At 42.9% G+C, this 11,962-nt stretch carries 13 protein-coding genes; 9 read left to right on the top strand and 4 right to left on the bottom strand.

Going from position 1 to position 11,962, the window contains the following annotated elements; translation table 11 throughout:
- Window positions 1–136: 136 nt before the first annotated feature.
- The 6 genes from HGO97_RS15730 to HGO97_RS15705 all read left to right on the top strand — a co-directional run bounded on the left by HGO97_RS15730 (window position 137) and on the right by HGO97_RS15705 (window position 4,635).
- Window positions 137–685, top strand: a complete 549-nt coding sequence (locus tag HGO97_RS15730; protein WP_216243594.1) for a class I SAM-dependent methyltransferase — start codon at window positions 137–139, stop codon at window positions 683–685.
- A 41-nt stretch (window positions 686–726) separates the two neighbouring features.
- A complete protein-coding gene (locus HGO97_RS15725; protein ID WP_216243592.1) occupies window positions 727–1,410 on the top strand; it encodes a response regulator transcription factor in 684 nt (227 codons plus the stop codon).
- Window positions 1,407–2,696 (top strand): sensor histidine kinase, encoded by a 1,290-nt coding sequence (locus HGO97_RS15720; protein ID WP_216243590.1) that lies wholly within the window; start codon window positions 1,407–1,409, stop codon window positions 2,694–2,696. Before HGO97_RS15725 ends, HGO97_RS15720 begins: the two co-directional genes overlap by 4 nt.
- 18 nt (window positions 2,697–2,714) lie before the next feature.
- Window positions 2,715–3,110: an SRPBCC family protein gene (locus tag HGO97_RS15715; protein ID WP_216243588.1), complete on the top strand. Its 396-nt coding sequence runs from the start codon at window positions 2,715–2,717 to the stop codon at window positions 3,108–3,110.
- Between the two features lie 70 nt (window positions 3,111–3,180).
- Window positions 3,181–3,966, top strand: a complete 786-nt coding sequence (locus tag HGO97_RS15710) for an aminoglycoside N(3)-acetyltransferase (RefSeq protein WP_330654276.1) — start codon at window positions 3,181–3,183, stop codon at window positions 3,964–3,966.
- Between the two features lie 84 nt (window positions 3,967–4,050).
- The gene (locus HGO97_RS15705; RefSeq protein ID WP_216243584.1) at window positions 4,051–4,635 is read left to right on the top strand and encodes a sugar O-acetyltransferase; all 585 of its coding nucleotides are present in this window, start codon (window positions 4,051–4,053) and stop codon (window positions 4,633–4,635) included.
- Between the two features lie 101 nt (window positions 4,636–4,736).
- Here the strand turns inward: HGO97_RS15705 and HGO97_RS15700 are convergent, their stop codons facing one another.
- From HGO97_RS15700 to HGO97_RS15685, 4 genes are all read right to left on the bottom strand, one after another.
- Window positions 4,737–5,423, bottom strand: a complete 687-nt coding sequence (locus HGO97_RS15700) for a hypothetical protein (RefSeq protein ID WP_216243581.1) — start codon at window positions 5,421–5,423, stop codon at window positions 4,737–4,739.
- Window positions 5,416–6,165, bottom strand: a complete 750-nt coding sequence (locus HGO97_RS15695) for an ABC transporter ATP-binding protein (protein WP_216243578.1) — start codon at window positions 6,163–6,165, stop codon at window positions 5,416–5,418. Before HGO97_RS15695 ends, HGO97_RS15700 begins: the two co-directional genes overlap by 8 nt.
- A 13-nt stretch (window positions 6,166–6,178) precedes the next feature.
- The gene (locus HGO97_RS15690) at window positions 6,179–7,510 is read right to left on the bottom strand and encodes an MATE family efflux transporter (RefSeq protein WP_216243576.1); all 1,332 of its coding nucleotides are present in this window, start codon (window positions 7,508–7,510) and stop codon (window positions 6,179–6,181) included.
- Between the two features lie 105 nt (window positions 7,511–7,615).
- A complete protein-coding gene (locus tag HGO97_RS15685) occupies window positions 7,616–8,176 on the bottom strand; it encodes a TetR/AcrR family transcriptional regulator (protein WP_216243574.1) in 561 nt (186 codons plus the stop codon).
- Window positions 8,177–8,355: 179 nt separating this feature from the next.
- On the opposite strand from HGO97_RS15685, the gene HGO97_RS15680 reads away from it, so the two are divergent.
- Genes HGO97_RS15680 through HGO97_RS15670 form a run of 3 tightly spaced genes read left to right on the top strand, consistent with a single transcriptional unit; the run spans window position 8,356 to window position 11,938 of the window.
- The gene (locus tag HGO97_RS15680; RefSeq protein ID WP_216243571.1) at window positions 8,356–10,206 is read left to right on the top strand and encodes a glycerophosphodiester phosphodiesterase family protein; all 1,851 of its coding nucleotides are present in this window, start codon (window positions 8,356–8,358) and stop codon (window positions 10,204–10,206) included.
- A 20-nt stretch (window positions 10,207–10,226) separates the two neighbouring features.
- Entirely contained in the window at window positions 10,227–10,913 is a 687-nt protein-coding gene (locus HGO97_RS15675; RefSeq protein WP_168866358.1) for a response regulator transcription factor, read from the top strand.
- Complete coding sequence (locus tag HGO97_RS15670; RefSeq protein WP_168866359.1) at window positions 10,910–11,938, top strand: sensor histidine kinase; 1,029 nt, start codon at window positions 10,910–10,912, stop codon at window positions 11,936–11,938. The genes HGO97_RS15675 and HGO97_RS15670 overlap by 4 nt, the downstream gene beginning before the upstream one ends.
- Window positions 11,939–11,962 lie beyond the last annotated feature (24 nt).

The following is an 11,962-nucleotide window of genomic DNA, read 5'->3' as shown; positions in this document are numbered from 1 at the left end:
GTAATTATTTTCGACTGGTTATATTATTCACAGACCTTTCACTGTAAAATATAAAGAAACCTTTATACTTTTTTGAGGGAGATTTTACAGTTCCTTGTTATTATTTAAAACATCAAATAGTAATAAGGAGAAGGATATGTTTATATTAGAATACTTAAAAAGTCCCAGGAAGGTCGGTGCTGTGGCACCAAGCAGCAAGAGGCTGGCAAAAAAGATGGTAGCACCGATTCAGTTTGAGAACTGCAGATGTATTGTTGAATTTGGGCCGGGAACAGGTGTGTTCACAGATGAAGTCATTGCCCAAAAAGGTGAAGATGTTGTTTTTATTTTGATTGAGCAGAACCAGGAGTTCTGGCGTAAGCTCCATCAAAGATATCAGTTTAAGAAGAATGTCCATGTTGTGCATGGTGATGCCTCCGATATTGGGCTGTACTTAAAGAAATATCATCAGCAGAAGGCGGATTACATCATCTCCGGGCTGCCGTTTGCATCGCTGCCAAAGGCGGCCTCACAGAGTATTTTAGCAGCAATAAAGACCACGATAGGGGAGTCCGGCCGGTTCATAACGTTTCAGTATACAATGTTCAAAAAGAGTATGTTTTTACATTGGTTTGAATTAGAAAAGACAACATATGAGCTTTTGAATTTTCCGCCTGCATTTGTGCTGGAAATGAAAAAGGGTTAATTTACATATTTGACAAAATAATGAATTTGGAGGAAGGACAGATGAATGAGGGATGCGTCCTGATTGTGGATGACGATGCAGATATCAGGAATATGATCGGGATCTATTTGGAAAATGCTTCCATACCGTATATTAAGTGTGAAAATGCCATCAAAGCCCTGGAAATTCTGGAGCAATATAAGATTGACCTGATCCTGCTGGATATCATGATGCCAGGGCTGAACGGCATGGATGCCTGTATTAAGATCCGGGAGCAGTCCAAGGTGCCGATCATTTTTATGTCTGCAAAGGTTCAAGATATGGACAAGGTCCAGGGGCTGTCTGTCGGTGCGGATGATTATATAACAAAGCCCTTCAATCCGATAGAAATGGTTGCCAGAGTCAAGGCACAGCTGCGCCGATATCGGCAGTATAATGATGGGAATGGGGCTACTACATTGCAGTATAAAGAACTGGAGCTCAATGAAGCCACAAGACAGGTCTGGCTTAGAGGCGCGGAGATAAAGCTTACACCAAAGGAGTTCTCGATTCTGGCATATCTGTTGAAAAACAAGGGGATGGTGATGAGTATAAAGCGAATCTACGAATATGTCTGGCAGGAGGAATTTTTTGATAATGACAGCACGGTTATTATGCATATTTCTAATCTGCGTGATAAACTCGAAGGCGGAGCACAGGAATTTCAATACATTAAGACCGTATGGGGAGCGGGTTATAAAATATGAAAATAAAGATTAAGGCAACACATATTCTTGGGGTAATCGTTGCTATAGCAGCATTTTTTTTCATTCATGCAGAGGCAAGTTATCTAATATCCTATCTCAAGATTGTAAAGGGAGAGTCTTTTCACACAGCGGCATATTATATTTTAAATGTAGGGAATATCATCAGTATCCTTGTTTTTATTGCCATTGTCATCTGCTTTTCCAAATATGTAAAAAATGGATTAGGCAGTTATCTGATACTTTCGGTACTGGTTTCTATCGCGGTCGTCTGCCTGTTGATTTTCTTGACTGGAAAAGCGCTGATGGTGGGCAATGTACCGGAAAAGATACAGAATATGATGACTCAGCCGGAGAAAGTCCTTTTATTCAGTTTTTTTGTGATTCTGTATATGATGGCCTTAATTGGGATTTTTGTGATTTCTTTTCAACTGATGGTCAAAAGAAAAATCAAATATTTAGAATACATCACTGCGGAAGTTAAAGAAATGGAAGAGCACGGATTTGGAAAGGAATTAGCTGTAAAAAGCGAAGATGAGCTGTCCGAACTTAGCCAGAGCATCAGCAGGATGTCGGTCACATTAAAAGAAAAAATTGATGAGCAAAATCGGCAGAACGAGGAGCGCCTGCAGTTGATAGCCGATATTTCCCACGACTTGAGGACACCGCTCACATCAGTGATCGGTTATGGTGAACTGATTCAGGAACATATATTTACAGAACCGGTCAAATGTAAAGAATATATAGAGGTGGTAAACCGAAGGCTCGCCGATATCAATACGATGGTTGATCAATTGTTTGAGTATACAAAATTAAATCAGGCTGACTATCAGATATCGAAAAAAAATGTTGATCTCAGTGGTTTGTTCTATTTTATAGACAGTGAATACAGCAGAATTTATAGAAATAATCAGTTATCATGGAAACTTGAGACGGAAGATAAGCCAATCACTGCCAATATAGACTCGGAGAAATTCATGCGGGCAATGGAGAACCTGTTGAATAACGCTAAAAAATATGCAGTAAAAGGTTCTGAGGTCATCATGTCAGTGAAAGAGCAGGACGAACAAGTTTTTATTTTTCTGTCTAATGAAATCGAAGACCCGGAGAGATTAGATGAGAAGAAACTGTTTGACAGATTTTATAAATCAGATGAGGCCAGAAGTGAAACTTCGGGTACAGGATTGGGGCTTCCGATTGTCAAAAAAATTATAGAACTTCATGGCGGACAGATAACGGTCAGAAAAGCTGGTAACCGGATCGAATTTTCAATCACGATACCAAAATAAGAATAGAGAGGGCTTAAAATGGCAATATCAAACATAAAAGATATTATTCAAAGTGACATTCAGAGTGTATGGGATGTTGTTTTAGCAGTAGAAGATTACTCATGGCGCAGTGATCTGAGCAGGACGGAAATCGTTAATGAAAAACAGTTCATTGAGTATACAAAAGAGGGATATCCAACAACTATTACAACTACTGTTGTTGAGCCATACAAACGGTGGGAGTTCGATATGGAGAATTCCAATATGAAAGGACATTGGGTCGGTATTTTTACTTCGATAGGGAATGAGACAGAAATAGATTTTACAGAGAATGTGACAGTGAAAAAAATCGTGATGAAACCATTTTTAAAAGCGTTTCTGAAAAAACAGCAGACACAGTTTGTATCAGATTTAAAGAAAGCGATGTTACGATAATTTTTGATTTGCGGTAATGATAATAAGGAGAAATCGTTCTTCGGTCATCATTGCGCATAGGGGGAATCAGGTGGAAAGAAAAATTTTGGTAAAAGACGATTTTATTCATGCATTGAAACAAGTCGGGGTGCGGGATGGACAGACAATCATGGTACATACTTCACTCAGCAGCCTGGGATTTGTGTGTGGAGGGGCGCAGACCGTTATCGAGGCATTGATTGAATGTGTTGGGGAAAATGGAACGCTTATGATGCCGTCTCAGTCCTGGAAGAACCTGGACCCGGAGACAGGAGTGCACTGGGAAGAACCAAAGGAATGGTGGCCTGTCATACGTGAGCATTGGCCGGCGTACAATAAAGATATCACGCCGACCAATACAATGGGCGCAGTAGCGGAGATGTTTAGAAAATGGCCCGGGGCTTTAAGAAGCGACCATCCTGCCCGTTCTGTAGTGGCCTTGGGAAAACAAGCAGAATATCTGACAGTGAATCATGATCTTTCGAATATTTTTGGAGAGGGTTCTCCTATAGGAAAGCTATATGAGCTAGACGGGTATGTGCTTCTGATCGGTGTTGGATATGATAAAAACACCTCCCTTCATCTGGCGGATGTAAGAGCAGAATACCCGGGGAAGCATGATACGATAGAGCACAGCGCAGTCATGGTCGATGGGAAAAGGGAGTGGAAGGCCTATCAGACGCTCTATGTTGACGGGGAAGATTTTGAAGAGATTGGTGCTGCTTTTGAAATACAGTACAAACCAGTGAGAGTGAGCCTGGGCAACAGCAGTATCTGTCTCATGAGACAGAGGGACATCGTAGATTTTGCAGTACAGTGGATTCAGGAGAATCGATAGAAAGAAGGATTTTCATTGATATGAGCTGTATCAGGGATAAAAAATATAAACTCTAATATGAAAACGGAAAGGAAATTTAATAAAATGACAGAAAGAGAAAAGATGCTGGCAGGCCAGCTTTACGACTGTGGCGACGAAGAGCTTTTGACGCAATGGCATAAGGCGAAGGATCTGATCAGAGATTATAACAGTACAGATTCTGCTGACATAGAAAAGAAGAATCATATATTACAGGAACTGCTCGGAGGACGGGGAACAAACTTGTGGATCACCGCCCCGTTTTTTGTTGATTATGGAAATAATATCTACTTTGGAAATAATTGCGAAGTGAATATGAACTGTACCTTTTTAGATGATAATAGAATCGTGATTGGAAATAACGCTTTGATTGCACCTAATGTGCAGATCTATACTGCATTTCATCCCACGAATGCAGCCGAGCGTTTTGGGGAGCCAAAAGAGGATGGCTCCTTTGAATTCTGTAAGACTCAGACTGCTCCGGTCATCATTGGAGATAATGTATGGATCGGCGGAGGTGCCATCATTATGCCTGGTGTGACTATCGGTAATAATGTAGTGATAGGAGCAGGAAGCGTTGTTACAAAAGATATTCCAGACAATGTGATCGCATATGGGAATCCCTGTCATGTTGTCAGGGCAAATAAATAAAAATCGGAAAATCTTAGGGGATTGTCTTGAAGATAGTAAATTAAGAAGTCTCACATCACGGCAAAATGTGGTGTGGGACTTCTTATAATATGGGAAACTTTCTATGATAAAATATCTCGTTTTTGAAAAAGCAGCACATTACTTAATATCAACAAAAGAGTAAGCAGAAGCACTGGACACAGACTGCTGATTGGAATACTATCCAGGATTGACCTGGGATTTGGCAAAGGAAATATTCTGTCTACCCATAAAATACCGGAGCTCGATATCATGATACCAGTTAAAACCACTGAGACAGCTATGGAAACTCCGCTTTCTCTTACTTGCATGGCAACGAAAAAGAAGAAACTTACCAGACAGAGGTCATAAATGATGCCTGAGACAGTGTATAAGGCAATGGATAGAAGTTCATTTATTGTGAGTATCCTGTCTATTCCATGAAATAGGAGAAAGCTGGCAAACACCGCGAACTGATTTACAAGTAAGAGGATGAAGCTGGTTATCAAAAAGGTCAGATAGCGGCTGAACCAGACACTTATCCGATTCTTTCCTGATGTGACAGCATGGAATATAGTTCTGCTGCTGAAATCGGCGCAGGTAAAGAGTCCGGCGAACAAAGCACAGGATACGAGACCGATGATTTCTATTAGTAAGGTCAGCGTTCCAATCTGATTCCCTCCATGCAGGAAACCATTCACAAATTCAATGACCACGGTAAAAACCAGGCATATGCCTATTGTACTGCGATGTATTATTTTATATAATTCAGCGTTTAAGAGATTACCCAAAGTATCCACCTCCTGTCATGTTCGTAAAATATGTCTCAATGTCCTGTGCTTTTTCATCCAGCTCTTCAGCCGTTACTTGTTCTATTAAGCTACCGTCATGGAGAAAACCATAACAGGTGGCAAGCTTATGTAATTCCCCTAGAATGTGACTCGATATGATGATAGTTACATTTTTTTCCCTGTTCATTCGAAGCAGCATTTCCCTCAGTGCTATAATGCCAGAAGGATCCAGCCCGTTTACAGGTTCATCAAGAATCAATAATTCTGGATTTCCCAAAAGTGCTAATGCCAGGGCAAGACGCTGTTTCATGCCCAAAGAATAGTTTTTTACTTTTTTGCGGCTGTTTGTCAGGTGGACCAATTCAAGGATATCAGAGACACATTTTTTATCCCGAAGTCCTTTCTGCAGGCGCCGTACTTCCAGATTCTGCTCTGCGGTCATATCTGTGTAGACTGCCGGAGCCTCAATCATGTAACCAATGTATTTCTGCATACGTTGTATGTCCTTTGGTAAGTCTGTCCCTAATACCTGGATTGTACCGCTTGTTGGAGTCTGCAATCCTGCGAGAAGTTTGATCAGGGTTGTTTTCCCAGCTCCATTTTCTCCAATCAGACCATAGATATCTCCTTTGTGTACCGTTAGATTGATTCCGTTCAGCGCCATTGTGTTTCTGTACCTTTTTGTCAGATTGACCGTCTGACATATAACAGGGGATGATGTTGTTACTTTCTCTTGGATCATAAAAAAACCTCCTTTATAATTTTGTGTTCTCCACAGTCCTTTTCATATGTAAGGTTCCTGTGAAGGCAGCAGCAATTGCTGCAACAATATGACTGACTAAAATGGCAGTCCAGATTCCATTGAGCCCAAATCCGAGATGGGAGAGCAGATAAGCAAGGGGCATACGAACGATCATATAATAAAAAATCATCAGGAACATGCTCTTTGCAGGCTTTCCAAAGCCGTTCAATAGGCCAAGAAAGCAGTTCGTGACTGTGTTCAGGACATAGCCGATACTGACAATGAGAAAATAGGTTCTAACAATGGAGGCAGCCTCAGTACTCTGGATGAAAAAGCCGGACAACTGTCTGGAAAAGAATATGATCACAGCAGATAGAATAACAAGCAGGCCGCAACCAAAACACAAAGCACACTTCAAATAGTCCTTTGCACGGTCAAAGCGTTTCCCACCGACGCATTGTCCAATCACCGTAGTAAGCACCATATTCAGCGCCATCGCAGGATAAAAGAGTATGGTTTCCAATTTTCCGGTAATTCCGTAGGCGGCGATTGCTGTAATGCTGTATGTGCTGACAAGGGCAGTCAAAAAGGTAGTACTGACAGCAGGGATGCTCTGCTGTACGATGGAGGGAACCGCCTTTTGGATCAGAAGGAGAATATCCTCTTTTTTGTACAGCGATATACGGATTCCGAATAATCGCTTTTTCCTTAAATAGACCAGCATAAATATAAGACAGATAAACTGTGACAAAAGGGTTGCTATAGCAGCCCCTTTAAATCCCATATTTTTAATAAAGACAGGATCGAGTATAGCGTTGAGTACCGTGGATACCAGCATAGCTGCCGCCTGGAACATCGAATTTCCAAAACTTCTAAGTACAGCAGTAAAATAGAGGTACAGATATACGGCAAGATACCCCAATACATAAATAGACAGATAGCTGTAGGCCATAGAATAGGTCTCTGCCGGTGTGTTCAGGCCATAAAGGATAGCGGGAAGCAGTAGTTCGAGTCCTATAGTTATTACAAGGGCGAATAGAATAGAGGTAATCAGAGAGGAGACGATCAGGCTGTCGATCCGTTTCTGATTCTTAGCACCTACTGCCTGTGAGATCAGGATGGAGACGCCATTTGCGGCCCCCATGGCAATAGAGGTGAGAATCAGAATGACAGGGGTCGAGTTCGTAAGAGCTGCATAAGCTGTTTCCCCTAAAAGGTTTCCAATCCAGAGGCTGTCTACCAGGTTATAGGCCATATTTAAAAACATGGCAGCGATCATAGGCAGTGTCATTGCCATCAGGCAGTGCTTGGTATTCCCTTCTATAAAATTAATATCGTTGAACATTAAAAAGTCCTCCTTATCGTTGTAAGTTACCAATGAATGAACATTATTCATTGGTAAAGTTTATAAATACCCCTGTCGAAAACAGGGGCTTCTTCGAAACTTCATTTAAAGCCTTAATGCATAGATTAAAAAATCATAAATACGTTTTGCTTTTTCTTCAGCAGAACCGTGATTATTTAGCAGAATACCCAGTTGTCCATATACACAGAAATAGGCGGCGGTTTCGATATCATCGATTGTAATCTCACCGTTCTCACGGGCTTTTTCAAGTAATCGAATAACTGCAGGCACGAGCTTTTCACAGACCTTAAGAGAAAGCTGGTCGTGAAACTTTTTGTTGTCGGCTTCATGAAAGACCTGGTAGAAATCCGAATCGTCAGTTTCCACATCTGCAGGCATAGCCTTCAAGAGCTGCTTTAGCGGCATATCCGGAATATCCGCCGGAAGGGAAAGTCTGTCAGCCAATACCTGGGCATATTGGTCTATTGTACAGTCGAAAAGTGCTTCTTTTGATGGAAAGTAACGGTAACATAATCCTTGTGCCACTCCAATCGCCTTGGCAATATCTGCAATAGAAGTCTTTTCATATCCTTTTTCGTGAAAAAGACGCATGGCAGTTTCTATGATTTCCTGCTTTCGCTCTTCGGGTTCTTTCGTAATCCGCATGTATTTCGCCTCCTTTTAACAGCAGTATACGCAAGTCCATGATTTTGTCAATGAATAGTATTCATTCAATGAGGGCTATAAAAACTTGACACTGGGATGTACTGGGGGTTATGCTGTATACAGCTACAGATAGAGTAACAGGTGGAGGATTTTCCAGCCCACGAAAGGACGGAATATGGATGGACAAGAGTAAAATATATGTATGGGGGCAGGGATGTCTTGCAGTACTAAAGGTGGAAGTATTTTTCAAGTTTATGACGTTCTTTGTGATCGGCCCCATTTTAGATTGGATTTTCACGACCTGGGTACTGGGTGATACTCCTGTATTCAATGAGGGAATGTTCTTCAGTATACTGTCGCCTTTGGGCTTGATTTTGACTCTGGTGCTATTTCTTGCGGCTGCGTTATGGTGCTACTATGAGATTAGCTGCCTGATCCATGCCGTGTACTGGTCAAGGATAGGGGAGAGGGCCGGACTCGAGGAGATTTTAAAGGGAGCTTGGGGGAACAGGAAGGAATTGAAGCACATTTCTATCCTTCTGGCGGCTGTATATTTTGTGCTGTTCCTGCCGCTAGTCCATGTGGGGTATTTAAATTCCCTTGTCCCGAAGGTAGAGATTCCACGATTTGTCATCGGGGAGCTACAGCGAACCAATATAGGTAGTCTCGGTGTCTATGCAATCCGTGCGGGATCTCTCATATTATTTATGGCATTGGCCCTGGTGCCGCTTGCTATGATATTGAAAAATATGAACTTCATAAAAGCTGTGAGGCAGAATTTTAAGTGGTACCGTTTAATCAGCCTGACTGACAAATTAAAACTCTGGTCCGTATTTATTTTGTGGTTTTTCGCGGAGAGCTGGCTTTTAGATTTGCTGCAGGGAAGACTGATTCAAAACCAGGATTTTAATTTATCAATATTAAAATATTTCCTGCGTTCCCAGTCTTATCGGACAGGTCTCTTGTACTGGCTTTTCTTTACCCTTCTCCAGTGTGTGGCAATGGCGTTGGTATACCTGCTGATGCTTGGGATTCTGGAAAAATATGGAGAACTTCCGTCCATTTCAGGACCGGAGAAGGGAAATGAAGTCTTAAAGCGAACAGCCCGGACAGCAGCAGGAGGCGGAAGGTTCCTTGCGGCAATCGGAAAGAAGTTCTGGAATTCCAGAAAGCATAAAAAGCTTTGGGCAGGATTTCTTCTTTTGCTTACAGCAGCGGCAGTGATTGGATATTTTAATGAAGCGCCGCTGCTCCATAAGCCCTGGGCAATTGGACACAGAGGCTGTATGTATGAGGCAGAAAATACGATAAAAGCCGTGGAGACTGCCTCTGGCCTTGGAGCGGATTATGCCGAGATCGATATTCAGCTTTCCAGTGACGGTATTCCCATGGTGGTTCATGATGAAGGACTGCAGAGGCTGGCCGGTGTGTCCGACAAGGTGGAGGATTTGACTACAGCCCAACTCAAGGAGCTGACAGTCACCTCCAATGGAAAGACGGGGGATATTCCTACTTTTGAGGAGATGATCCTGGCCGCACAGAAGACGGAAAATCAGATTGGCCTGTTGGTGGAACTAAAACCTACAGCAGATAATAAGGAAGAGCTTGTAAACAAGGCAATCGAAATCGTAGAAAAGTGTAAAGCCCAAAATCAGTGTATTTTTATGTCACTGGACTATGATAGTGTGTATCTGTTAAAGGCAGAGCGTCCGAAATGGTGGGTAGGCTACTGTATTTACGGCGGTGCAGGGAAAATCGAGGATGCTGTCTGGGAATACAAGATTGATTTCCTCGCCATAGAAGAAGGGCTTGCAAGCAACAGCTTTATGGAGAAGGCCAGAGACAGTTGGCTTCCAGTATATATTTGGACCGCTAATAATTACGATGATATGGAGAATTATCTTCAGATGGGAGCATCCGGGCTCATTACGGATATGCCGGATCTGGCCAGAGAGGAGATTGACAGCTACATGAAAAATCATCAGGAATATTATGTCTATGAGGGGAAAGGCTACCCCCAGGAAAAATAAAATTGTTCGAGAGGATCATAATGGAACGTATATTAGTAGTAGAAGATGATCTGGCATTAAATGCCGGGCTTTGTTTTGAACTGGATGCGGCTGGCTATGCTTCGGTTGCGGCCTATAACTGCCGAAAGGCACAGTACCTGACGGCATCGGAGAGCTTCTCGCTGGTCATCCTGGATGTGAATCTGCCGGACGGGAATGGATTCGACCTCTGCCGGGATATGAAGACATTACACCCGGAACTTCCCATCGTATTTCTGACGGCAAATGACCTGGAAGCGGATGTATTAAACGGACTGGACCTTGGGGCAGAAGATTATATTACCAAGCCGTTCAGTACAAGTGTGCTGGTAAAGAAGATCGGGATTTTGTTAAGACGCGGACAGAGGATTCCGTCGGCAGAAGCTGCGTTTGATGACGGGAACCTGCTTTTGGATTTGGAGAATATGGTTGCCCTGCGTGGGGGCGAAAAGATTGCGATCACGCCAAATGAATATAAGATTCTGCGTCTTTTAATCGCTAATGCAGGAAATATTGTTAGCAGACAGAGGATTTTGGAGAAGGTATTTGACAGTGTGGAACATTACATTGATGACCACGCCCTCACAGTGAACATCAATCGGCTGAGGAATAAAATAGAGGATGAAAACCATACCTATATCAAGACAATCCGCGGAATGGGATATGCCTGGATCGGAGGGAGAGCATGACTTGGCTATCTGAATTAAAAATCAGGACATGGATCCCGGCGTTTTTTTCTTTTTTTCTGATAGTACTCATTTATGCCGGCCTGTGGTATTACCTGCCGGATCCTGCACCACGTCATCTGATTTTCGCAGGCGTGGTGCTTCTTTTTCTGATTAGTATGGCATGGACACAGTATCTGCGCCGCAAGACTCTTCAATTTTCTGATGCCGTATGTGATACCATAGAACAGTTGGGCCGGGGAGAGGCCGAAATGCCCTCAGTCAACGTCTGTGACAATGGGGCAGATACACGTATCATGGAGACTCTTTATCGGTATTATGAGGTTATGCATGACAAACAGAACGACAGCATCCAGGCAAAACAGGAGATTCAGGAGATTATTTCCGACATTTCCCATCAGGTGAAAACACCGATTGCCAATGTGAAGATTTATACGAATATTCTGCGGCAGCATGAGCTGGATCCAAAGCAGAAAAATGAGTTTTTCGATCTTCTGGACGGTCAGGTGGAAAAGCTGGATTTCCTCCTGCAGTCCATGATCAAGATGTCCCGGCTGGAGACCGGAATCGTGAAGCTTGATGCAGTGAAATGTCCGGTCCAGGATACGGTGATGCAGGCCATGAATGTGGTCCTGATGAAAGCGGAGGAGAAGCAGATCGAACTGTCAGCCGACTGTCCCCCGGATCTGGAAGCACAGCATGATCCGAAATGGACGGCCGAGGCACTGGGCAATCTTTTAGATAATGCGGTGAAATACACTCCGCCAGGAGGGACGGTATCTGTGCGGGCACAGGCCTGGGAATACTATGTCCGAATCGATATCACAGACACGGGAATTGGAATTGCAAAGGAACATCACCACGATATTTTCAAACGCTTTTACCGGTCAGAGGACGTATCACGGGAGGAAGGCGTTGGAATCGGGCTTTATCTGTCCCGTGAGATCATCACCTATGAAAAAGGCTATATCAGTGTTAAATCAACGCCCGGGCAGGGAACGACATTTTCCGTATACTTGCCGGCTTAAAAATTAGACATCAAGGGAGAACTT

Origin of the sequence: Faecalicatena faecalis (assembly GCF_012524165.2) — a bacterium.
GTDB lineage: Bacteria > Bacillota > Clostridia > Lachnospirales > Lachnospiraceae > Faecalicatena_A > Faecalicatena_A faecalis.
Note: the sequence above shows the minus strand (reverse complement) of the source record. Positions and strands in the feature narration are given on the sequence as shown.